The following is a 20,282-nucleotide window of genomic DNA, read 5'->3' as shown; positions in this document are numbered from 1 at the left end:
TAAGCTCGGTCGCCGCATCCATGCGGCTCACGCCCCCGCAACCGGACCCACCCCGCCTTCGACAGTTTCCCGCTATCTGTCGGAACCTGCTGCTGATGGTGGGTGCCGACCGTTGGTCGGCACGGGGTCAGAGCCCGTTGCTGCGCAACGGGCTCTGACCCCACTATTTGATGATTAGGTATCTGTGGGATTGTTCATGTCGTGCTCGAACAATTCCCCCTGCACCACCGGTTCCTTTTCGCGGAAGCCGCCCAGCCCGACACCCACCAGCCGATAGCGTGTCTCCGCTGGCAGGTCGACGCGGGCGCGCAGGGCCAGTGCGATGTCGCGCAGTTCTTCCATCGACTCCGGCGGACGTTCCGGGGTGAAGCTGCGGGTGAGAATGCGGAACTGCGCGGTTTTCAACTTCAGCACCACGGTATGGCCGACACGTTCGGTCTTGCGAGTGGCATTCCAGGTCTTCTCCGCCAACTGCACGATGGCCTCGGTCAGGTCTTCCAGCAGCAGGTCTTCGGCGAAGGTGTCCTCCGAGGAAATCGACTGCACCTGCTGGTCCGGTTCCACCGGCCGCTCGTCGATGCCGCGTGCGCGGTTGTACAGGCTGCGGCCGAAACTGCCGAACGCTTCTTCCAGATCGATCAGTGCCCACTGCCGCAGGTCGCCGCAGGTGGCGATGCCGCGCGCGGCCAGCTTGCCTTCCATCACCTTGCCGACACCAGGCACCCGGCTCACCGGTAACGGCAGCAGGAAGGCGTCCACCCGCTGCGGTGGAATCACGAACTGGCCATCGGGCTTGCGCCAGTCCGAGGCGATCTTGGCCAGGAACTTGTTCGGCGCGATCCCGGCTGAAGCAGTCAGGTTCGTCTCCTCACGGATCTGCATGCGGATGGTACGGGCGATATCGGTCGCCAGTTCGATGCCGCTCTTCGGCTCGGTCACGTCCAGGTAGGCTTCGTCCAGCGACAACGGCTCAACCAGGTCGGTGTGGCGCAGGAAGATCTCGCGCACCTGGCGTGACACCGCCTTGTAACGTGCGAAGTCGGGCGGCACGAAGATCGCATCCGGGCACAGGCGTTCGGCCCGCACTGCCGGCATGGCCGAACGCACGCCGAACACGCGTGCCTCGTACGATGCCGCGCACACCACCGAGCGTGCGCCGCGCCATGCCACAACCACCGGCTTGCCGCGCAGTGACGGATCGTCGCGCTGCTCCACCGACGCGTAGAACGCGTCCATGTCAACGTGGATGATCTTGCGCAGTCGGGTCATGTCAGGTGGAAAAGGCGGGGCCGGGCCGGGTGGGCCACACGCCGAAGTATGGTCGTTGCACATCAACAGGATGCGCGTATTCCCTTGAAAACACTACGGTTGCGTACGGTTGAAATGTTTGATCGGCGCAGTTTCCACGGGCATTCTCGGGCGCTTGTTTCCCTGTTCTCCGCTTCCAGGATTGTGCTTCATGACCCGTCTCCACGCGTTCAACCGCGAACAGCTGCTGGCCAGCGCACGCGGTGAACTGTTCGGCACCGCCGCCGGCCGTTTGCCCAACGACCCGATGCTGATGTTCGACCGCATCACCGACATCCGAGAGGACGGCGGACCGCATGGCAAGGGCATGGTACGCGCCGAACTGGATATCCGCCCGGACCTGTGGTTCTTCGGCTGCCACTTCATCGGCGACCCGGTGATGCCAGGCTGCCTGGGCCTGGATGCCATGTGGCAGCTGACCGGCTTCTTCCTGACCTGGCTGGGTGCACCCGGCAAGGGCCGCGCGCTGGGCTGTGGCGAGGTGAAGTTCACCGGCCAGGTATTGCCGGACGCCAAGCTCGTACGCTACGAGATCGACATCAGCCGGGTCATCAACCGCAAGCTGGTGATGGCCCAGTCGGACGCCCGCATGTACGTGGACGACCGCGAAATCTACAGCGCGCGCGACCTGCGCGTCGGCCTGTTCACCGAAACCGGGAGCTTCTGATGCGTCGCGTCGTCATCACCGGCATGGGCATCACGTCCTGCCTCGGCAATGATCTGGATACCGTTTCGGCCGCGCTGCGTGAGGGACGCTCGGGCATCACCGCCTTGGCCGACCACGCCGAAGCAGGCCTGCGCAGCCAGGTCGGTGGCCGCGTCGACCTCGACCTGGACGCCTTGATCGACCGCAAGCAGAAGCGCTTCATGAGCGACGCGGCGGCCTTCGCCTACCTGGCCATGCGCGATGCCATCGCCGATGCCGGGCTCAGCCCCGAGCAGGTCAGCAGCCTGCGCACCGGCCTGATCGCCGGTTCCGGTGGCGGCTCCAGCGAATGGCAGATCGGTGCCGTCGACCTGCTGCGCGAACGTGGCGTGCGCAAGGTCGGCCCGTACATGGTGCCGCGCACGATGTGTTCGACGGTCTCGGCCTGCCTGGCCACGGCCTACCAGATCAAGGGCGTCAGCTACTCGCTGTCGGCTGCCTGCGCGACCTCGGCGCATTGCATCGGCGCCGCTGCGGACATGATCCGGCACGGTGCGCAGGACATCATGTTCGCCGGCGGTGGCGAAGACCTGCACTGGTCGATGAGCGTGATGTTCGATGCGATGGGCGCGCTGTCGACCAGCTTCAACGAAACCCCGGCCAGCGCCTCGCGCCCGTACGACAAGGACCGCGACGGCTTCGTCATCGCCGGTGGTGGCGGCATGCTGGTGCTGGAGGATTACGACCACGCCGTCGCACGCGGTGCGCACATCCATGCCGAACTGATCGGCTATGGCGTAACCTCCGACGGCGCCGACATGGTCGCGCCCTCCGGTGAAGGTGCGGTGCGCTGCATGAAGATGGCGCTGCAGGGTGTCGATCGCCCGCTGGACTACCTGAACACCCACGGCACCTCGACCCCGCTGGGCGATGTCACCGAGCTCAACGCGATCCGCGAAGTGTTCGGCGATGCGGTGCCGCCGCTGTCTTCGACCAAGGCGTTGTCCGGGCACTCGCTCGGTGCAGCCAGCGTGCACGAGGCGATCTACTGCCTGCTGATGATGCGCGATGGCTTCGTTGCCGGTTCGGCCAACATCGGCGAGCTGGACCCGAAGGTGGAGAGCTTCCCGATCCTGCGCGAGAGCCGCGAGCAGAAACTGGATACGGTGATGTCCAACAGCTTCGGCTTCGGTGGCACCAACGCCGCGCTGGTGTTCGGGCGGGTGTGATGGGGACGGGCGTGCCGACCAACGGTCGGCACCCACCCAAGGATGTAGAGCCGAGCCATGCTCGGCTCTGTGCCAACCAAGGTTGGCACCTACCGGGGCACTGGGCCGACCAACGGTCGGCACCCACCTTACTTCGGCAGCAACGGCAGCAGCAGCGCGTGCGCGTCCACCAGGGATCCAACGATGCGGTGGCCCAGGGCACGCAGCTCTTCATCCGGATGCACCAGGTCCGGCACCTGGATCACGGTCATGCCAGCCGCCAGCGCCGCGCGCGTACCGGCCGGTGAATCCTCCAGCGCCAGGCAACGCCCGGGCACCTGCCCCAATCGCTGCGCGGCCAGCAGGTAGATATCCGGCGCCGGCTTCGGCCGCGCCACGTCGCCACTGGTGATCACCGCATCGAAATACGGCAGCAGGCCAGCAGCGGCCAGCTTGCGGTTGGCCCGCGGCTGCCGCGTGGTGGTGGCCACCGCCCGCGGTACCGCGTGCACTTTCAGCAGCTCCAGCAGTTCCAGGATGCCCGGACGCAACGGCAACCCGGTCTGTGTGCGTGCCTCATACAGGTCGTGGCAACGTGCGGCCACCGCATCGATCACGCTGTCCTCGATGCCCTGCGCGCGCAGCAGCGCGTGCGAATCGCGGTCGCCGAGGCCGACCATGCGCAGGAACACCGCCTCGTCCAGGCCCAGCCCGAATTCATCGGCGGCCTGGCCCCAGCAGGCCAGCGAGACACGCTCGCTGTCGATCATCAGGCCGTCCATGTCAAAGATGACGGCGTCGGGAAGAAACGGCAGCGCAGCGATGGGGGTCATGGAGCGAACAGCGTATCCAGGTCGGTAGGGGTGAGCTGCCGCCATTGCCCTTCGTCCAGCCCCTGCAGGTCCAGCCCGCCGACGCGGCTGCGGTGCAGGGCCTGCACGTGGTTGCCGGTGGCGGCGAACATGCGGCGTACCTGATGGTAGCGGCCTTCGTGCAGCACCAGCCGCGCACGGCGCGCATCCAGCACTTCCAGTTCAGCCGGCAGCAGGGGCGTCTTCTCCGATTCCAGCATCAGCGTGCCGCTGGCGAACAGCGCCACCTCGTCGCCGCGCAGGTCCTCGCTCAACTCGACCTCATAGACTTTCGGCAGCTTCGACTTCGGCGAGATGATCCGGTGCAGCAGGCCACCATCGTCGGTCAGCAACAGCAGGCCACTGGTCTCGCGGTCGAGGCGGCCGACCGTGGACAGCACCGGATCGCGGTCGCGGAAGCGCGGCGGCAACAGGTCGTAGATAAGGCGCCCGGTGTCCTTGGTCGAACAGGTGTAGCCAGCCGGCTTGTGCAGCGCGATCGACAGCCCCGGCGGTGGGTCCAGCGGCTCGCCATCGACCCGGATGGCGTCATGCGGCACCTGGTCGTCGGCATACAGCACCTCGCCATCGGCGTCGGTGACGCGGCCTTCGCGGAACATCCATTGCACCTGCTTGCGGCTGCCATAGCCCAGGTTGGCGATGTGCTTGACCAGCTTCACTTGCCCTTCCCCTTCACGGCTTCCACCAGCTTGAAACCGTCGCGCTCGGCGACCACGCGCACCGCGCCGAAGCTGTCGTTGAGGGTGTGCTCGTAAGGCAGGTGGCGGTTGGCCACCACGTACAGGCGCCCGCCCGGGCGCAACGCCTGCGCAGCCACGGCGATGAAGCGCTGGCCGATGTCCGGGCGGTCAGCGCGCGAAGGCGTGTGGAACGGCGGGTTGCTGATGATGACGTCGTAGCCCGGCTCGATGCCGGCGGTGACGTCCTGCCACAGGAAACGCAGCGGCAGCGGTCGCGGCGGCGGCGCCAGATTGAGCTCGGCCAGTGCCAGCGCGCGCTGCTCGGCCTCGTACAGGTCCAGCGCGGTGATCTTCGGGCAGCGTTCCAGAAGTTCGCGCGACAGATAGCCGTAGCCCGCGCCGAGGTCGGCGGCGCGTCCGGCCAGGTCGGCCGGCAGGTGCTCGGCCAGCAGCGCCGACGCCGGATCGATGCGATCCCAGGCGAACACGCCCGGGCGGCTGAGGAAGCGACCGCCCACGATCGGGCGCACCGCATCCAGCGCCGACCAGCGCTTGGCCAGGTCAACGTCGTGCCGGCCCTGCAGCGGGGCGGTCCAGTACACGCGGCAGTGGTTCTTGGTCAGGCAGCCACCGAGGCCGGCCAACTGCTTGAGGTCGCCCTCGCCCGAACGCGCACCTTCGTTGTTGGACTGGCAGGCAACGATGCGGCCGCCATCGGCGACCAGCGCCAGCGCACGGGCGAACAGCGCACGGGCTTCTTCGCGCTGGCGCGGCGGCAGCACCAGCACCAACGGGTAGCGGCCCTTGCCGGCCGCGTCATCCAGCTGGCCGCTGACGGTCCAGCCGGCAGACTGCTGCAGCGGTTGCGCGAACGGGGCGAAGCTCTGTTCGCAGTGCACCTCGCGGTTGCCGGCCACTTCGCGCAATGGCCAGCCATCGCGGGCACGCAGGAAGGCCACCGGGCCCTCCGGCCAGCGCAGGGCGCCTTGGGAGAACGGCAGGAGCAGGGTCTGCAGGGGGGCGTCGTCGCTGGAGGCCATCGGCGCGGGTACTTCAAGCGTGAGGGCCGTCCATTGTACCGGCTTGGCCGGGCCGGCCCCGGCGGCCCGCTTTGCGAAACCCGAACGGGGCCTTGATCCGCCAGAAACATTGAAACGTTCAGGGTAGAGGCTCCCCCCGGAAACCCAGGAGAACCTGCATGCGAGCCTTGTTCGTCGGTGGCGTGGTCGACAACAGTGAAATGGACCTGGAAGGCAGCCATCCGCCCGTGCACTACCCCGAGGACACCGGCGGCGGCCACTCGCGCTACCGGCTGCATCAGATCGGTCATGGTGCCGACGGCAGCGTTGCCTACGCCGTCTATGGGGCACCGGACCTGGCCGATGACGAGGTGGCGAGGGTTGCAGAGGAGCGTGCGTACGCACGCCGATTCGAGGCGACGCCGACGTTGTTCGAGCACTGACACATCCGTAGCGCCCGAGCCCACGCTCGGGCGGCGGCAGAGCCGAGCGTGGGCTCGGCTCTACACCGGATCAAGGCGCCTTGGGTGGCAGGCGGTTGATACTGGCGATTTCATCCAGCCACACATGGTGCTGCTGCACCGGCGTGTCGTAGTCATCCAGGCGCAACTGGCCGTTGCTGCCTTCATCACCAGCGGCGTTGCGGTATTGCTGCACAGTTGGCCTCACCGCCACCGTGCCGAGCAGGCGGCGGCCATCGTGCAGAATCAGTTCCACCTGCGTTTCGCCATCCAGCTGCGGCAGCAGGGCTTCCAGGCGCGCGATCTGCGCCGGATCGGTGTGGATACGTGGAGCTATACGGGACATCGGCGACCTCCTGATTGCAGGGTCGCCGATCGGCCGTGAATGTTCAGTGCAGCGCGCTGTCCGCGCGCGGCACCTGCACCTTGCGCACGGCAGCCACCAGCTGCGCTACCGAGTACGGCTTGGCCACATGCTCCTGGAAGCCCGAGGCCAGCGCGCGGCGACGGTCGTCGGCACGCGCCAGTGCAGTCACCGCCACCGCAGGCAAGGTCGCCGCATCCACGCCCATGTCCTCGCGCAAGGTGCGCACCAGCCCATAGCCATCCATGCCCGGCATGCCGATGTCGGTCAGCAGCACGTGGTATTGCAGGTGGCCGGTGTCGGCCAGCAGTGCCAGCGCTTCGCCAGCCGAACTGGCCGCAGACACGCTGGCGCCCTGCTCTTCCAGCATGCGCCGCAAGTACTCCAGCACTTCCGGCTGGTCTTCCACCGCCAGCACATGCATGCCGCGCAGCGGATACGGCTCGACGATCACCGGCTCCAGGATCGGCCCGCTGATCACTTCACGCAGCGGCCGCCGTTCGGCATCGGGAACATGCTGGGGCAGGCGCACGGTGAAGGTCGCGCCGTGGCCGTGGCCCTCGCTGGCCGCAGTGACCGTGCCACCATGCAGTTCGACCAGCTGCTGCACGATCGCAAGGCCCAGGCCCAGGCCGCCATGGCGGCGGGTGGTGGTGCCGTCGGCCTGGCGGAAGCGGCTGAACAGATGATTGAGGAATTCGGGTGCGATGCCATCACCGCTGTCACGCACGGTGATCTCCCAGTAGTTGCCGTCGGCCCGCAGCTGCAGGTCGATGCGGCCTTCAGCCGGGGTGAACTTGATCGCGTTCGAGAGCAGGTTCCAGAACACCTGCTGCAGGCGCGTGGCGTCGCCCAGCACCAGGCTGGGTTGCGTGGGCAGCTGCAGGTGCACGTCCAGCGCCTTGCCTTCGGCCACCAGTTCCTGCGCGCCGATCGCCTCACCCAGCACCGCGCACAGGTCCAGCACTTCCACCTCCAGCTGCACCTTGCCCAGCAGCATGCTGCTGAGGTCGAGCATGTCCGAGATCAGCCGCTTCTGCGCACCGGCGCTGTTGGCGATCACGTTCAGGCCCTTGTACAGCGGACTGGTGTTGTCCACTCGCTGCAGAAGCAATTCGCTCCAGCCGAGGATGGTGGTCAACGGCGTACGCAGCTCATGCGACAGCGTGGCCAGGAATTCATCCTTCAGCCGCGCCATGTTTTCCGCAGCACTGCGCGCGGCACGCTCGGACTGCAGCAGTTCCTCGCGGGCCAGCTCGATCTCGCGGCGTTCGGTCACGTCCGGGCTGCTGCCGGCCAGGCCGATGAAGCGGCCCATGCGCGAGAAGCGCGGGCGGGCGTTCATCTCCAGCCAGCGCCACTGGCCATCGGCACGGCGTGCGCGCACCAGCGCATGCATCGAGCGCTGCGCCTTCAATGCTTCCTGCAGTTCGTACTCGAAGACCGATGCGTCGTCCGGATGCACCAGGCCGCGCCAGACGTCCTCCGGCACGCGCGTCTCGTCACCGCCGAAGAACTCGCTGAAGGCACTGTTGACGAAACGGGCATGGCCGCGCTCGTCCAAGACCCACACCGGCATCGGCAGGCCGTCGGCCAGCGCACTGAAGCGGGCTTCGCTTTCGCCCAGCTCCACTTCCATCTGCTTGCGTGCGGTGATGTCGAAGAACAGGATGCCGACCTTGTCCTCGCCCGGCCGGCCCACGCGCACCGCATCCACCGCGAACGAGCGGCCCAGCGCACGCGCCTCCATCTCGAACTGGGCCGGGCGGCCGCTGCGTGCGACCTCGCCATAGATGCGGAACCAGTCCTGCTCATGGCCGGGCTCCAGCGCCGTCATGCGCTTTCCACGCGCATCCTTCAGCCCGGTGTGGCGCTCGAAGGCATCGTTGACCTCGATGAAGCGGTAGTCGACCGCACGATCACCCTCGAACAGCACCTGGATCACGCAGAAACCGGCGTTGATGCGCTCAAGCACGCCATGATGCAGGTCGGGTTCGGGCGCCGGCACCGTCATCGGTGGGCGCTCCACAAGGGGCGGCAGTGTGGACAAGGGTGTCTGTGCAGGCCAGGTTGGAGGCACAGCATCTTCCAAAGGGCGTATTCACAGCGTCAAGCGCCGTCAGTCATGGTTGACGTCGATGAATTGGCGGCAACCGCTCTTGCAGACGACGCATGCGGCCATTGCCGACACCGGGAAGCAGGATCACACTCGATCTGTGATCAACATCGCCCCCATCGAGGGGACGCAGGAGACCGTGATGAAACGCTCACTCGCGATTGCCCTGTTGGCAGGCGCCCTGGCGGCGGGCGGCGCCAGCGCGGCCCCGCGCACCGTGACCGACCCGGAAGCTCCCCGCGCATTGCAGGCCGATGGCCCGGTCAGCGTGAAGTGGGACGATCCGGCCAAGTTCACCGAAATCCGCCAGAGTACCAACCGCTTCGAAGCCGAGCGTGGCGACTGGGTGCAGCAGCTGGCACGCTACCTGCAGACCGCTGCCGCCAAACCGCTGCAACCGGGACAGACGCTTGATGTGACCCTGGTCGACATCAAGCGCGCCGGTGACTACGAGCCGTGGCACGGCCCGCGCGGCCGCGACATCCGGATCATGCGCGACATCTACCCACCGCGGATCAGCCTGCAGTACACGCTGAAGGACGCCAGCGGCCGCATCATCAGCGAGGGCGACGCGCGCCTGAGCGATACCGGCTACCTGCACAACATCGGCCTGAAGAGCGACAGCGATCCACTGCGCTACGAAAAGCACCTGATCGACGACTGGGTGAAGCGGCAGCTGACAGCGCAGGCCACCGCAGCACGGTAGGCCGTAGGCCCATCGGCAGGTATCGACCTTGGCCGACACGCATTCACAGCGCCGACCAGGGTCGGCCGCTACGGAAGCCGAGCGTGCGCTCGGCTCTACACGTACACCTTCGCCACGCGCTTGACCGCGCACGGCAGCTGGTAGGCACTGACGCCACAGCGCGGCGCCAGCTCCGACAGCTTCGGCGCGGAACCCCACAGCTCCACCACGCTGCCGATGCCGGCCTGCGGATGCGCGGTCAGGTCCACCGTCAACATGTCCATCGACACGCGCCCGATCAGCCCGCCGGGCTGGCCGTCGATCAGCACCGGGGTGCCGTTCGGGGCGAACTGCGGGTAACCGTCGGCATAGCCAAGCGCGACCACGCCCACGCGGGTGCGCGCCTTGGCCACGAAGCGCGCGCCATATCCCACCGGTTCACCGGCTTCAATCCAGCGATCGGCGATCACCTTGGACTGCATCGTCATCACCGGGCGCAGTCGCGCGGTCAACGCGGTGTCATCCGGCAGCGGGTTGGCGCCGTACAGCATCAGGCCCGGGCGCACCCAATCGCTGCGCACCTCCGGCCAGCCCAGCAGCGCCGGCGAGTTGCACACGCTGGTCTCGCCCTCCAATCCATCAATGGCGCGCGCGAAGGTTGCGGCCTGCTCGCGGGTGCGCTCGCTGTCCAGTTCGTCGGCACGTGCCAGGTGGGTCATCAGCACGATGCGCTCGACCTGCGGCAGCGCCGACAGGCGTGCATGCGCCGCGCGGAAGCTGTCCACGTCCAGGCCGAGGCGGTGCATGCCGCTGTCCAGCTTCAGCCACACCGTCAACGGGCGCGGGCTGTCGAACGCCGCCAGTGCCTCCACTTGCCACGGCGAACCGACGGCGAACCAGAAGTCATGCTCGGCCACCAGCGCCATGTCGCTGGGCTCGAAGATGCCTTCCAGCAGCAGGATCGGCGCACGGATGCCGGCCTTGCGCAGCTCCAGTGCCTCTTCGATGGTGGCCACGCCGAATCCATCGGCCTCGCCCTCCAGCGCCTGCGCACAGCGCACCGCGCCATGCCCATAGGCATCGGCCTTGATGATCGCCAGGGCCTTGCCACCGCCCAGTTCACGGGCGAGCCGGTAGTTGCTGCGCAGGGCGTCCAGATCGATCAGCGCGCGGGCAGGACGCATGTGCGGTTCTCGAGTTGCGGCGCGTGACCGTACTGGCCGTAGCGGAAAATATCCAGGCCTTCGGTGCTGATCTGCGGCTGTCGCGCGCTCATCAGGTCGGCCAGGTAGCGGCCTGAGCCGCAGGCCATGGTCCAGCCCAGCGTGCCGTGTCCGGTGTTGAGGTACAGGTTGCGGAACGGCGTGGCGCCGATCACCGGCGTACCGTCCGGCGTAGCCGGGCGCAGGCCGGTCCAGAACTGCGCGCGCGACAGGTCGCCGCCCTTCGGATAGAGATCCCTGACCACCAGTTCCAGGGTCTCGCGGCGGCGCTGCGACAGCGACAGGTCGAAGCCGGCCACTTCGGCCATGCCACCGACACGGATGCGGTCGTCGAAGCGGGTCACCGCCACCTTGTAGCTCTCATCGAGGATGGTCGAGGTCGGCGCCATCGCCGGGTCGGTGATCGGCAGGGTCAGCGAATAGCCCTTCAGCGGGTACACCGGCAGGCGCATGCCCAGCGGTGCAACCAGCGCTGGCGAGTAGCTGCCAAGCGCAACCACGAAGCGGTCGGCGGTTTCCAGCTTGCCGTCGATGCGCACGCCGGTGATGCGGTCGCCATCGAATTCCAGGCCGGTGATGTCCTGGTCGAAGCGGAATTCGACGCCGGCATCCACGCACATCTGCGCCAGGCGGCGGGTGAACAGCTGGCAGTCGCCGGTCTGGTCACGCGGCAGGCGCAGCGCGCCGACCAGGCCATCGACGTGGGCCAGGGCCGGTTCGGCCTGGATGATGCCGGCCCGGTCCAGCACCTCGTACGGCACGCCGTACTGGGCCAGGATCTCGATGTCCTGCGCCGAGGCATCCAGCTGCTGCTGGGTGCGGAACAACTGGGTGGTGCCCAGGTCGCGGCCTTCGAATTCGATGCCGATCTGCGCGCGCAGCTCGTTCAGGCAGTCGCGGCTGTACTCGGACATGCGCACCATGCGCGCCTTGTTGATCGCATAACGCTCGTGGGTACAGTTGCGCAGCATCTGCCACAGCCAGCGGTACTGGGCCAGGTCCATGCCCGGCTTGATCGCCAGCGGCGCGTGTTTCTCGAACAGCCAGCCGATCGCCTTCTTCGGCACGCCCGGCGCCGCCCACGGCGAGGTGTAGCCGAACGACAGCTGGCCGGCATTGGCGAAGCTGGTCTCCAGCGCTGGGCCGGGCTGGCGGTCGATGACCGTGACTTCAAACCCGGCCTGTCGCAGGTACCAGGCACTGGTAGTGCCGATCACGCCGCTGCCGAGAACTAGGACTCGCATGGGACTTCTCCAACCCGATCATTCCCTGCACTGGAGCGTGCCGGGGCCATAATTGGGGAAGTATAGACAGCCAATACCAGTTGATTTGCCTGAATTGAAATCAACCGGCAGGATGTTCTCCTGCAATTCATTCCCCAAGGTTGACGGCCATGGCCACCCGTACCCGCGAACTGGACAAGATCGACCGCAAGATCCTGCGCATCCTGCAGGCCGAAGGCCGCATCTCCTTCACCGAGCTGGGCGAGCGGGTCGGCCTGTCGACCACCCCGTGCACCGAGCGGGTACGCCGCCTGGAACGCGAAGGGGTAATCACCGGCTATCACGCCCACCTCGACCCGGCCGCGGTGAAGGCCAGCCTGCTGGTGTTCGTGGAGATCAGCCTGGCCTACAAGTCCGGCGACATCTTCGAGGAATTCCGCCGCGCCGCGCTGAAGCTGCCCAACGTGCTGGAATGCCACCTGGTGTCGGGCGACTTCGATTACCTGCTGAAAGCACGGATCAGTGAAATGGCTTCCTACCGCAAGCTGCTCGGCAGCACGTTGCTGACACTGCCGCATGTACGTGAGTCGAAAAGCTACATCGTGATGGAAGAGGTGAAGGAGACGCTGAGCCTGCCGATTCCGGATTGAGGCCGGCGATCAGGTCAGAGCCCGCAACGCGGGCTCCGACGCCGGATCCGTCAGCGTTGCTGCGGATGCTTCTGCGAGCGCTGTTCCTGCTGCTTGCCGCCCTTGTGCGGCGGCTGCGGCTCCATCTGCTGTTGTTGCTGTTGCTGCTGCGGGTTACGGCCCTGCGGTTCCTTGCCGGGATGACGGTTCTGCTGGTTTTTCATGGTCGCGATCCAGTGGACGAAGGACATGCGGCGGCGGAATGCCGGCGCAGGGCCACGGTGGTCCCGCAACGGTTAATCGCAGGCGAAAAAGCAGTGATCGGCTGGATGCTGTTTTCGTGCGTTCAGCCCGCTCAGCGTCAGCCAGCAGCAAACCCTGGTGGCACCAGGGCTCAGCGCTTGATCTGCTGCCCATCGCCGGCCGGCACGCTGTCGTAATAGCGGCCGGTGCGCGAATCGAACACGCGGTTCGGGCCGGCCGGGCGCACGCCAGGAACGATGCGGCCATTGCGGTCATAGACCTTGTCGGCCGGCTTCGGCACCGGCGCCGGCGCGACCCGGGCCGGACCGGTGGACTTGATCGGCTGCACCGGTTGCGGCGACGGCAGCACCTGCGGTTGCGGGCGAGCGGCCTGTGCCGGTGGTGCCACGGGCTGCGGCGCCACGGTGGTCGCGCTGCGGGTCGCAGTCGGGTCGGCGGTCGGTACCTGCGCCAGCGCCACGATGGGCAACAGGGCCAGCAGCAGGGGAAGGATCGGTTTCATGGCACGCTCCGGCGTGGATCGCGTTCACCTTGCGCCTGCCCCTGTGTGCCGCCCATGAACGGCCATCATACTTGCAAGGTTGCGCTTTCACCCCCACGTTTTCCGCCATCCCCAGGCCATCGACCCCACGGAGCGCCGCCATGACCGCCTTCGACCTGACGCCCCCCACTGCCACCCAGACCGAGGCGCTGATCGCTGGTCTCAGCAGCGAGGAGCGCCGCGTGCTGCTGCAGCACGGCACCGAGGCGCCGTTCTGCGGCGTGTTCCTCGACAACAAGCGCGAGGGGGTCTACTGCTGCAGGCTGTGCGCGCTGCCGTTGTTCCGCTCCAGCACCAAGTTCGATTCCGGCACCGGCTGGCCCAGCTTCTTTGCCCCGTTCGACCCGGCGCACGTGCGCGAGATCCGTGATACCAGCCACGGCATGGTGCGCACCGAGATCACCTGCGCGCGCTGCGGCAGCCACTTGGGCCACGTGTTCCCGGATGGTCCGCCGCCCACCTACGAGCGCCACTGCCTGAACTCCGTCTCACTTTCGTTCACCGGCAATGGCGAGCCCTGGCCCGATCCGTTGCAGCGTGGCGGCGCAGAAAGCGGCGTGGCGGGCTGAAACACCCCGCTGACCGATTTCACAGAATTCCCTCTTCAGAAAACCGGGCGACGGGCCGACAAGGAGATATCCCCTCTCCTTGCGTCGCCCCATGCTCATCATCGTTGGATTCCTGGTCGTCATCATCAGCGTGATCGGGGGCTACCTCGGTGCCCACGGCCGCCTGGGTGCCCTCTGGCAGCCCTATGAGCTGGTCATCATCGGCGGCGCCGCGCTCGGCGCCTTCCTGGTCGGTACCCCGGCCAAGACGGTCAAGCAGACCCTGCAGGCCATGGTGGGTGTGTTCAAGGGCCCGCGCTACAAGCAGCAGGACTACATCGATGTGCTCAGCCTGCTCTATGAACTGCTCAACAAGGCCCGCCGCGAAGGCTTCATGGCGTTGGAAGACCATGTCGAGCGCCCGGCCGAAAGCGCGCTGTTCGGCAACTACCCCAAGGTGCAGGCCGACCACCACCTGATCGACTTCATCACCGACTGCCTGCGCCTGATGATCGGCAGCAACATCGAGCCGCATGAGCTGGAACCGCTGCTGGAACTGGAGCTGGAAAAGCACCACGCCGAGGCCATGGCACCCTCACAGGTGCTGACCAAGGTCGCCGACGGGCTGCCCGGTTTCGGCATCGTCGCCGCGGTGCTGGGCATCGTCATCACCATGGGCTCGATCGGTGGCGACATCGTCGAGGTCGGTGGCCACGTGGCCGGCGCGCTGGTCGGTACGTTCCTGGGCATCCTGCTGGGCTACGGCTTCGTCGGCCCGATGGCCGCCGCGATGGAGGCCCGCGCCGAGCAGGACAGCCGCATCTACGAATCGGTCAAGACCGCCCTGCTGGCCTGCCTGCGCGGTTACAACCCGAAGATCGCGCTGGAGTTCGCCCGCAAGACCCTGCCGTCGAACGTGCGCCCGGCCTTCTCCGATTTCGAGCAGCACCTGAAGACGGTCAAGTAAGCCATGGCCGAGAACAAGCCCACCGTCATCGTCCGCCGGGTCAGGAAGGCCGGCCACGCCGCCCATCATGGTGGTTCGTGGAAGGTGGCCTATGCCGACTTCGTGACCGCGATGATGGCGTTCTTCCTGGTGCTGTGGCTGATGGCCACCACCAACAAGAACGACCGTGCGGCCATTTCCGAGTACTTCCGCAACCCCAGCCCGTTGAGCGGTCAGAGCGCCACGCCGGCGCCCGGCATGGCCGGCCCGGGCGGCGCCAGCACCTCGATGATCAAGCTGGGCGGTGCCACCGACATTTCGCGTGGCAACAGCAACGACCCCTTCCAGAACCAGAAGGAAGCGGTACCGCAGCCGGTGGACCAGCAGCAGCGCGACAAGCAGCAGCTGGAAGCACTGATGAAGGAGCTGCAGGAAGCGATCAGCAGGAGCCAGGCCCTGGAGCCGTTCAAGGACCAGCTGCTGCTGGACCTGACCCCGGAGGGCCTGCGCATCCAGATCGTGGACAAGCAGAACCGGCCGATGTTCGACCTCGGCAGCGCCACGCTGAAACCGTACACGCAGCAGATCCTGCACGAGCTGGCCGAGTACCTGAACCACGTGCCGAACCGGATCAGCCTGACCGGCCACACCGACATCACCGCCTATTCGGCTGCGCGTGGCTACGGCAACTGGGAACTGAGCGCCGACCGCGCCAACGCTGCACGCCGTGCACTGGTGGACGGCGGCCTGGAGGACAGCAAGATCACCCGCGTGGTCGGCCTGTCTTCATCGGTGCTGTTCGACAAGGCCGACCCGCAGAACCCGATCAACCGCCGCATCAGCATCGTGGTGATGACCCAGGCCGCCGAAGCGGCCGCCTTGGCCGGTGCCGGTCCGCAGGTGGGGCTGTCGGCGCCGACCGCCGACCCGGACGTGCAGGCCGCGCAGGGTAAGGCGCACTGAACCGCGGTCAGATCCCTTTCCCCTGGAAAGGGATCTGACCCCACCTGCGTGCGGCCGCTACAATGGCGGTCTTTCCGTTTCCAGGTGACCCCACCCCATGTCCCAGAACTCCAAGGCCAAGCGCGACAAGCGCAAGAAGCAGCAGGCCAAGCGCCCGTTCCTGCGCCTGAATGCCCAGCAGCAGGTGCAGAACCATGCCGTGCTGACCAACGAAGACGGCCAGGTGGTCGCCGCCATCGGCCTGCAGGGCCGCGAATGGCTGCTGGCCATCGGTGGTCAGACCATGGGCAACGCCGAGAACCCGGTGCCGATGCTGGCCATGCTCAAGCACCTGTCCAACGTGCAGGAAAAGGAAGGCCGCAAGGTCAACCTGGAGTATTCCGAGCTGCTGCAGAAGCTGCTGGACACCCTGGCCGCCGAATCCGGCCAGACCGCTGACGAGTACCTGGACAAGCTGGTGTCCGAGTTCGAGACCGTGGAAGCCGAAGAAGGCGAAGAAGCCACTGAGGCCGCCGAAGGCGATGTGGTTGAAGCTGCTGCCGACGCCGAGGCCAGCCCGGCCGCTGACAGCGACAGCAAGCCGCAGGCCTGAACCGGCCGCGGCGGTGACGGTCTACGTCGATGACGCGGTGCATCCCTGGCGCGGACAGCGCTGGGCGCACCTGATGGCCGACACCCTGGCCGAGCTGCACGCGATGGCGGCGCAGCTCGGCATCCCACCGCGGGCCTTCCAGAACAAGGCCAGCGGTGCCCATTACGATGTCACGGTCGAGCTGCGCGCGCAGGCGATCGCGCTTGGCGCGCGAGCGATTTCCCGGCACACCGAGCGCGAACTGGTCAAGGCGGTGATCGCCAACGCCCGGGCGCAATACCGGCCATAGGCTCGGCTGCCGTTTGCCTCCTGTAGAGCCGGGCCGATGCTCGGCTGCTCTACGCGAAATGCAGCCGAGCGTGGGCTCGGCTCTACAGGCCCGATCAGAACGGGTCGCTGCCCAGCCGGATTTCCACGTTCAGCAGCGAGCACAGCGCCAGCATCGCGTCGTCGTCACGGGTCAGCGCCATCACGCCGGTGAAGCCGTGGCTGCCGGCATCCACGCTCCACAGCGTGTAGTTGTGCTCGCGCAGGCGGTCGAAGGCGGTGGCCATCAGCTGCACGCCGTCCAGGCCTTCGGCAAAGTCCTCGTCGTCCAGGTCGCCACCCCAGTCCAGCTGCAGGTTGAAGCGCGCCGCCAGCTCGTTGACCGCCGACTGCAGCGATTCCAGGTCGTCGCGCTCCACATCGAAACCGGACTGCCAGGCGATGGCGGTGAACAGCGCCGGCAGCCAGTCGCTGTCCGCTTCCAGCGGCTGCCCGTCCTCGGACAGGTGCTCGCGCCAGCGGTTGAACTGCTGCAGGGCCAACTCTTCGTCGCCCGGGTTGATCAGCACCAGCAGGTTCCAGACCCGCGCCTCGAATCCATCCTCGTCGAAGTCGTGGATGTCTTCCTCGAAGTCGAAATAGTCGCTGTTGTCGGGCATGGCGGAACGTCCTCTGGGGCAGGCCGGCATTCTACGGTTTATCCTGTGCCGCTGAAGCCGGCCTTGGTGGCCGTCACTGTGAATGAAGCGATGAGCGATACCCCTCCCGACCACCTGGCGATCAACCCGGCCAGCCCCTTCCATGATGCGCAGGCGCTGGAGCGCGGCGTCGGCGTGCGTTTCAACGACGTCGAGCGCGACAACGTCGAGGAATATTCGGTCAGCGAAGGCTGGATCCGCGTGCAGGCCGGCAAGGCCCGCGACCGCCGTGGCAACCCGATGACGATCAAGGTCAAGGGCAAGGTCGAGGTGTATTTCCTGGACCAGAAGCCGGAATAACCGGCACCGGCATGTAGGGCCGAGCCTGTACTCGGCTGCTTTTCGTTCCGGGTTCATGACGCCTGAAGCAAGCGCAGCCGAGCATGGGCTCGGCTCTACATGCCAGGGCGGAATCCGCGTCAGCGTCTGCAACGCCCGGTCCCAGGCGTCACTCGCGCTTGCGCGATTCCAGCAGGTCCAGGTTGCGGATCAGGCGCCGCGAGATCTCATCGGAGATCACCCCGCGCCGGGTCAACCGGAACAGTTCCTCGCGCTCGGCATTGAGGCCGGCGCTGCGCAGCTGGCGGTACCCCAGCTCCATGCGCCTCACCTTCTCCGGGTCCACGTCGGGCCCGTCGTTGTCCTTCTCCAGGTGCCGCTGGTACAGCAGGCTCACCCGCGAGGCAGCGTCGTTGTACAGCTGCACGTTCTCGGTGTTCTGGTTCATCACCAGCTGCTGGCGCATGCGCTCGACCCCGGCCAGCGCGGCCTTGGACGACAGCCGGCGTGCCAGGTCCTCTTCCTTGCGCTCGCCCGAATCGGCCGGCAGCTGCAGGCCCTTCAGCAGCTGCGGCAGCGCCACGCTGGCGCCGACCAGCGAGAACAGGATCACCGCCGCGGCCAGGAAGATCACCAGGTCGCGCGCCGGGAACGCGCTGCCATCAGGCAGGAACAACGGCAGGGTCAGCACGCCGGCCAGGGTGATCGCACCGCGCACGCCGGCCACCGAGGTCGCCACCACGATGCGCCAGTTCGGTGCCTCGCCGCGTTCCAGGCCTCGGCGGCGTGCACGCAGCAGGTTCCAGCGCAGCGACAGCCATACCCACAGCAGGCGCAACAGGATCAGTGCCAGGTTGATCACCACTACGTACACCAGCAGCCACCACGCGCTCTGGTGGCCGGTCTCGTTCATGGTGGTGGTGGCACGTTCGACAATACCGGGCAGCTGCTCGCCCAGCAGCACGAACATGATGCCGTTGAAGCTGAACTGCAGCATGTTCCAGACGCCCGCGCGCTGTACGCGCATGCTGCCGGAGACACGGCCGGTCAGCTCGACGTAGCTCATCGCGATACCGGCGGCGACTGCGGCGAGGATGCCCGAGGCATGGATTTCTTCGGCCAGCAGGTAGGCCGCGAACGGGATCAGCAGGTTGACCAGCATCGCCGCACCCGGTTCCTCGCCGAAGCGGCGCCACAGCCAGCGCTGGAACGTGGACACGCCGAGGGTAACCGCCACGCCCACGGCCAGGCCGGCCACCGCCACCCACACGAAGGTCAGCGAGGCCGTGGCCAGCGAGAAGGAACCGGTCATCACCGCCGCCACCGCGAAGCGGAAGCAGACCAGGCCGGACGCATCGTTGAGCAGCGACTCGCCTTCCAGGATGTGCATCAGTCGCTTGGGAATCGGTGCCTTGGAAGCGATCGCGCCGACCGCCACCGGATCGGTCGGCGAGACGATGGCCGCCAGCGCAAAGCACACCGCCAGCGGCATCACCGGAATCATCCAGTGGATCAGCAGGCCGGCACCGATGACGGTGAACACCACCAGGCCGAACGCCAGCTCGAGGATCGCGCCCTTGTCGCGGAACAGGCCCTGCTTGGGGATGCGCCAGCCATCCAGGAACAGCAGCGGCGGCAGGAACAGCAGGAAGAACACTTCCGGCTCCAGCGCGTGGCCGCGGTTGAACACCCCGGCGATGACCGCGCCCAGGCCGATCTGCACCAGCGGCAGCGGCAACGAGAACGGGAGGACGCGAACCAGGTAGCCGCTGGCGACAACGGCCACCAGCATCGCCAGGACGACTTCAATGGTATGCATGCTTCTTCCAGGAAGCGGCGCGCGGGGAGGCTCGAAGGCCAGCGCCGGAAACCCGGAAAAAACTACCACATGCGGCCATGAGCGCGACGGCCGGGGCGGTCGCGCGTCAGCCCCGGCTCATGCCCCGTCGAAGCGGTACAGGTCCATGGCGAGGAAGCCGGCATCGATGCCGGCATCGATGCGGCGCGCACCGAAGCTGTCCTCGCCGGCTGCGCCCATCGCGAAGAACAGCGGCAGCAGGTGCTCGTCGGTCGGGTGCGCGCGTTCGGCGAACGGCGCCTGCCGGCGGTAGTCGAACAGGGCCTGGCGATCATCGGCGGCCAGGCGCTGTTCCACCCATTCGATGAAGGGCCGCACGTACGGCGCTTCCTTGCCGTCCTGGTAGTCGCCCCAGTCGTGCAGGTTGTGGGTGATGCTGCCCGAGCCGACCAGCAGCACGCCCTGCTCTCGCAGTGGCGCCAGCGCGCGGCCCAGCGCGAACTGGTGCCCGGGGCCGAGCAGCGGCTGGATCGACAGCGGCACCACCGGGATGTCGGCTTGCGGGCGCAGCAGCCGCAGCGGCACCCACGCGCCATGGTCGAGGCCACGCTCAGGGTCGAGCGCCACCGGCAGGCCGGCAGCGGCGATGCGGCCGGCCACGTCTTCGGCCAGCGCCGGATCGCCCGGCGCCGGGTACTGCAGTTCGAACAGTGCGCGCGGGAAGCCGCCGAAGTCATGGATCGTCGGCGGCTGCGGATGCGCGCCGACCTGCGGCTGCCGCCCCAGCCAGTGCGCCGAGGCCATCACGATGGCGCGCGGCGTCGGCAGGTCGCGCGCCAGCTCGGCCAGGCGCACGCCGACCTGGCCCGGATGCAGGGCGGTCATCGGCGAGCCGTGGGAGATGTACAACGAAGGCAGGCGGGACATGGAATCCTCCGGTTGCAGGGTCAGG

General features: G+C 67.2%; 24 protein-coding genes. 11 read left to right on the top strand and 13 right to left on the bottom strand.

Annotation, left to right across the window (positions count from 1 at the left end; genetic code table 11):
• Positions 1 to 174: 174 nt before the first annotated feature.
• Positions 175 to 1,269 (bottom strand): DNA polymerase IV, encoded by a 1,095-nt coding sequence (gene dinB / locus ACSDHM_RS00825; protein WP_072167741.1) that lies wholly within the window; start codon positions 1,267 to 1,269, stop codon positions 175 to 177.
• A 190-nt stretch (positions 1,270 to 1,459) separates the two neighbouring features.
• Between dinB and fabA the strand changes: the two genes are divergently transcribed.
• Both fabA and fabB read left to right on the top strand, forming a co-directional pair.
• On the top strand, positions 1,460 to 1,975 hold the full coding sequence (gene fabA / locus ACSDHM_RS00820) for a 3-hydroxyacyl-[acyl-carrier-protein] dehydratase FabA (protein WP_005415130.1): 516 nt from the start codon (positions 1,460 to 1,462) through the stop codon (positions 1,973 to 1,975).
• Entirely contained in the window at positions 1,975 to 3,183 is a 1,209-nt protein-coding gene (gene fabB / locus ACSDHM_RS00815) for a beta-ketoacyl-ACP synthase I (protein WP_005415129.1), read from the top strand. Before fabA ends, fabB begins: the two co-directional genes overlap by 1 nt.
• Positions 3,184 to 3,311: 128 nt before the next feature.
• On the opposite strand, the gene ACSDHM_RS00810 is transcribed toward fabB, so the two are convergent.
• From ACSDHM_RS00810 to ACSDHM_RS00800, 3 genes are read right to left on the bottom strand one after another with little or no spacing between them, the layout of a single operon-like run.
• Positions 3,312 to 3,995 carry an HAD family hydrolase gene (locus ACSDHM_RS00810; protein ID WP_072167739.1) on the bottom strand — a complete coding sequence of 228 codons (684 nt, stop codon included), beginning with the start codon at positions 3,993 to 3,995 and terminating at the stop codon, positions 3,312 to 3,314.
• Complete coding sequence (locus tag ACSDHM_RS00805; RefSeq protein ID WP_072167738.1) at positions 3,992 to 4,693, bottom strand: pseudouridine synthase; 702 nt, start codon at positions 4,691 to 4,693, stop codon at positions 3,992 to 3,994. Before ACSDHM_RS00805 ends, ACSDHM_RS00810 begins: the two co-directional genes overlap by 4 nt.
• Positions 4,690 to 5,754 (bottom strand): class I SAM-dependent methyltransferase, encoded by a 1,065-nt coding sequence (locus ACSDHM_RS00800; RefSeq protein ID WP_439426568.1) that lies wholly within the window; start codon positions 5,752 to 5,754, stop codon positions 4,690 to 4,692. Before ACSDHM_RS00800 ends, ACSDHM_RS00805 begins: the two co-directional genes overlap by 4 nt.
• A gap of 158 nt (positions 5,755 to 5,912) precedes the next feature.
• Between ACSDHM_RS00800 and ACSDHM_RS00795 the strand changes: the two genes are divergently transcribed.
• Positions 5,913 to 6,176 (top strand): hypothetical protein, encoded by a 264-nt coding sequence (locus ACSDHM_RS00795; RefSeq protein WP_005415125.1) that lies wholly within the window; start codon positions 5,913 to 5,915, stop codon positions 6,174 to 6,176.
• Between the two features lie 70 nt (positions 6,177 to 6,246).
• Here ACSDHM_RS00795 and ACSDHM_RS00790 read toward each other — a convergent pair whose 3' ends face one another.
• Together ACSDHM_RS00790 and ACSDHM_RS00785 are read right to left on the bottom strand one after the other, a co-directional pair.
• Positions 6,247 to 6,540 (bottom strand): DUF3247 family protein, encoded by a 294-nt coding sequence (locus ACSDHM_RS00790; protein ID WP_019660923.1) that lies wholly within the window; start codon positions 6,538 to 6,540, stop codon positions 6,247 to 6,249.
• Positions 6,541 to 6,583: 43 nt separating this feature from the next.
• The gene (locus tag ACSDHM_RS00785; protein ID WP_005415123.1) at positions 6,584 to 8,572 is read right to left on the bottom strand and encodes a hybrid sensor histidine kinase/response regulator; all 1,989 of its coding nucleotides are present in this window, start codon (positions 8,570 to 8,572) and stop codon (positions 6,584 to 6,586) included.
• Between the two features lie 244 nt (positions 8,573 to 8,816).
• Here ACSDHM_RS00785 and ACSDHM_RS00780 point away from each other — a divergent pair, with 244 nt between their 5' ends.
• Positions 8,817 to 9,380, top strand: coding sequence for a DUF3016 domain-containing protein (locus tag ACSDHM_RS00780; protein ID WP_072167817.1), 564 nt, complete (start codon positions 8,817 to 8,819; stop codon positions 9,378 to 9,380).
• Positions 9,381 to 9,475: 95 nt separating this feature from the next.
• Here ACSDHM_RS00780 and alr read toward each other — a convergent pair whose 3' ends face one another.
• Together alr and ACSDHM_RS00770 are read right to left on the bottom strand one after the other, a co-directional pair.
• Positions 9,476 to 10,543: an alanine racemase gene (gene alr / locus ACSDHM_RS00775; RefSeq protein ID WP_188241539.1), complete on the bottom strand. Its 1,068-nt coding sequence runs from the start codon at positions 10,541 to 10,543 to the stop codon at positions 9,476 to 9,478.
• Positions 10,522 to 11,826, bottom strand: a complete 1,305-nt coding sequence (locus ACSDHM_RS00770; RefSeq protein WP_111008072.1) for a D-amino acid dehydrogenase — start codon at positions 11,824 to 11,826, stop codon at positions 10,522 to 10,524. Before ACSDHM_RS00770 ends, alr begins: the two co-directional genes overlap by 22 nt.
• A 149-nt stretch (positions 11,827 to 11,975) precedes the next feature.
• Between ACSDHM_RS00770 and ACSDHM_RS00765 the strand changes: the two genes are divergently transcribed.
• Positions 11,976 to 12,455, top strand: coding sequence for a winged helix-turn-helix transcriptional regulator (locus ACSDHM_RS00765; protein ID WP_005407919.1), 480 nt, complete (start codon positions 11,976 to 11,978; stop codon positions 12,453 to 12,455).
• Between the two features lie 50 nt (positions 12,456 to 12,505).
• On the opposite strand, the gene ACSDHM_RS00760 is transcribed toward ACSDHM_RS00765, so the two are convergent.
• Both ACSDHM_RS00760 and ACSDHM_RS00755 read right to left on the bottom strand, forming a co-directional pair.
• Entirely contained in the window at positions 12,506 to 12,685 is a 180-nt protein-coding gene (locus ACSDHM_RS00760) for a lana protein (protein ID WP_072167733.1), read from the bottom strand.
• Positions 12,686 to 12,828: 143 nt separating this feature from the next.
• Positions 12,829 to 13,200, bottom strand: a complete 372-nt coding sequence (locus ACSDHM_RS00755) for a classical arabinogalactan protein 4 (RefSeq protein WP_439426567.1) — start codon at positions 13,198 to 13,200, stop codon at positions 12,829 to 12,831.
• A gap of 140 nt (positions 13,201 to 13,340) precedes the next feature.
• Between ACSDHM_RS00755 and msrB the strand changes: the two genes are divergently transcribed.
• From msrB to ACSDHM_RS00730, 5 genes are all read left to right on the top strand, one after another.
• Complete coding sequence (gene msrB / locus ACSDHM_RS00750; protein WP_005415117.1) at positions 13,341 to 13,808, top strand: peptide-methionine (R)-S-oxide reductase MsrB; 468 nt, start codon at positions 13,341 to 13,343, stop codon at positions 13,806 to 13,808.
• A 91-nt stretch (positions 13,809 to 13,899) separates the two neighbouring features.
• The gene (gene motA / locus ACSDHM_RS00745) at positions 13,900 to 14,754 is read left to right on the top strand and encodes a flagellar motor stator protein MotA (protein ID WP_005407915.1); all 855 of its coding nucleotides are present in this window, start codon (positions 13,900 to 13,902) and stop codon (positions 14,752 to 14,754) included.
• A gap of 3 nt (positions 14,755 to 14,757) precedes the next feature.
• The gene (gene motB / locus ACSDHM_RS00740) at positions 14,758 to 15,696 is read left to right on the top strand and encodes a flagellar motor protein MotB (RefSeq protein ID WP_439426566.1); all 939 of its coding nucleotides are present in this window, start codon (positions 14,758 to 14,760) and stop codon (positions 15,694 to 15,696) included.
• A 97-nt stretch (positions 15,697 to 15,793) separates the two neighbouring features.
• Positions 15,794 to 16,288: a hypothetical protein gene (locus tag ACSDHM_RS00735; protein ID WP_005415115.1), complete on the top strand. Its 495-nt coding sequence runs from the start codon at positions 15,794 to 15,796 to the stop codon at positions 16,286 to 16,288.
• Between the two features lie 13 nt (positions 16,289 to 16,301).
• Positions 16,302 to 16,577, top strand: coding sequence for a DUF4031 domain-containing protein (locus ACSDHM_RS00730; RefSeq protein WP_061478631.1), 276 nt, complete (start codon positions 16,302 to 16,304; stop codon positions 16,575 to 16,577).
• A gap of 94 nt (positions 16,578 to 16,671) precedes the next feature.
• Here ACSDHM_RS00730 and ACSDHM_RS00725 read toward each other — a convergent pair whose 3' ends face one another.
• A complete protein-coding gene (locus ACSDHM_RS00725; RefSeq protein ID WP_188241540.1) occupies positions 16,672 to 17,214 on the bottom strand; it encodes a DUF6630 family protein in 543 nt (180 codons plus the stop codon).
• A gap of 90 nt (positions 17,215 to 17,304) precedes the next feature.
• Here ACSDHM_RS00725 and ACSDHM_RS00720 point away from each other — a divergent pair, with 90 nt between their 5' ends.
• The gene (locus ACSDHM_RS00720) at positions 17,305 to 17,553 is read left to right on the top strand and encodes a DUF3297 family protein (protein ID WP_005415112.1); all 249 of its coding nucleotides are present in this window, start codon (positions 17,305 to 17,307) and stop codon (positions 17,551 to 17,553) included.
• 148 nt (positions 17,554 to 17,701) lie between these two features.
• Here ACSDHM_RS00720 and ACSDHM_RS00715 read toward each other — a convergent pair whose 3' ends face one another.
• Positions 17,702 to 19,351: a Na+/H+ antiporter gene (locus ACSDHM_RS00715; protein WP_088496430.1), complete on the bottom strand. Its 1,650-nt coding sequence runs from the start codon at positions 19,349 to 19,351 to the stop codon at positions 17,702 to 17,704.
• A gap of 117 nt (positions 19,352 to 19,468) precedes the next feature.
• Positions 19,469 to 20,257 carry a dioxygenase family protein gene (locus tag ACSDHM_RS00710; protein WP_111008070.1) on the bottom strand — a complete coding sequence of 263 codons (789 nt, stop codon included), beginning with the start codon at positions 20,255 to 20,257 and terminating at the stop codon, positions 19,469 to 19,471.
• Positions 20,258 to 20,282 lie beyond the last annotated feature (25 nt).

It is taken from the genome of Stenotrophomonas sp. T8, assembly GCF_051853085.1.
Classification (GTDB): Bacteria; Pseudomonadota; Gammaproteobacteria; order Xanthomonadales; family Xanthomonadaceae; genus Stenotrophomonas; species Stenotrophomonas sepilia.
Note: the sequence above shows the minus strand (reverse complement) of the source record. Positions and strands in the feature narration are given on the sequence as shown.

Coding starts and splice junctions, on each gene's coding strand:
- dinB (WP_072167741.1), bottom strand. CDS start 1,269: ATGACCCGACTGCGCAAGATCATCCACGTTGACATGGACGCGTTCTAC.
- fabA (WP_005415130.1), top strand. CDS start 1,460: ATGACCCGTCTCCACGCGTTCAACCGCGAACAGCTGCTGGCCAGCGCA.
- fabB (WP_005415129.1), top strand. CDS start 1,975: ATGCGTCGCGTCGTCATCACCGGCATGGGCATCACGTCCTGCCTCGGC.
- ACSDHM_RS00810 (WP_072167739.1), bottom strand. CDS start 3,995: ATGACCCCCATCGCTGCGCTGCCGTTTCTTCCCGACGCCGTCATCTTT.
- ACSDHM_RS00800 (WP_439426568.1), bottom strand. CDS start 5,754: ATGGCCTCCAGCGACGACGCCCCCCTGCAGACCCTGCTCCTGCCGTTC.
- ACSDHM_RS00795 (WP_005415125.1), top strand. CDS start 5,913: ATGCGAGCCTTGTTCGTCGGTGGCGTGGTCGACAACAGTGAAATGGAC.
- ACSDHM_RS00790 (WP_019660923.1), bottom strand. CDS start 6,540: ATGTCCCGTATAGCTCCACGTATCCACACCGATCCGGCGCAGATCGCG.
- ACSDHM_RS00785 (WP_005415123.1), bottom strand. CDS start 8,572: ATGACGGTGCCGGCGCCCGAACCCGACCTGCATCATGGCGTGCTTGAG.
- ACSDHM_RS00780 (WP_072167817.1), top strand. CDS start 8,817: ATGAAACGCTCACTCGCGATTGCCCTGTTGGCAGGCGCCCTGGCGGCG.
- alr (WP_188241539.1), bottom strand. CDS start 10,543: ATGCGTCCTGCCCGCGCGCTGATCGATCTGGACGCCCTGCGCAGCAAC.
- ACSDHM_RS00770 (WP_111008072.1), bottom strand. CDS start 11,826: ATGCGAGTCCTAGTTCTCGGCAGCGGCGTGATCGGCACTACCAGTGCC.
- ACSDHM_RS00765 (WP_005407919.1), top strand. CDS start 11,976: ATGGCCACCCGTACCCGCGAACTGGACAAGATCGACCGCAAGATCCTG.
- ACSDHM_RS00760 (WP_072167733.1), bottom strand. CDS start 12,685: ATGTCCTTCGTCCACTGGATCGCGACCATGAAAAACCAGCAGAACCGT.
- ACSDHM_RS00755 (WP_439426567.1), bottom strand. CDS start 13,200: ATGAAACCGATCCTTCCCCTGCTGCTGGCCCTGTTGCCCATCGTGGCG.
- msrB (WP_005415117.1), top strand. CDS start 13,341: ATGACCGCCTTCGACCTGACGCCCCCCACTGCCACCCAGACCGAGGCG.
- motA (WP_005407915.1), top strand. CDS start 13,900: ATGCTCATCATCGTTGGATTCCTGGTCGTCATCATCAGCGTGATCGGG.
- motB (WP_439426566.1), top strand. CDS start 14,758: ATGGCCGAGAACAAGCCCACCGTCATCGTCCGCCGGGTCAGGAAGGCC.
- ACSDHM_RS00735 (WP_005415115.1), top strand. CDS start 15,794: ATGTCCCAGAACTCCAAGGCCAAGCGCGACAAGCGCAAGAAGCAGCAG.
- ACSDHM_RS00725 (WP_188241540.1), bottom strand. CDS start 17,214: ATGCCCGACAACAGCGACTATTTCGACTTCGAGGAAGACATCCACGAC.
- ACSDHM_RS00720 (WP_005415112.1), top strand. CDS start 17,305: ATGAGCGATACCCCTCCCGACCACCTGGCGATCAACCCGGCCAGCCCC.
- ACSDHM_RS00715 (WP_088496430.1), bottom strand. CDS start 19,351: ATGCATACCATTGAAGTCGTCCTGGCGATGCTGGTGGCCGTTGTCGCC.
- ACSDHM_RS00710 (WP_111008070.1), bottom strand. CDS start 20,257: ATGTCCCGCCTGCCTTCGTTGTACATCTCCCACGGCTCGCCGATGACC.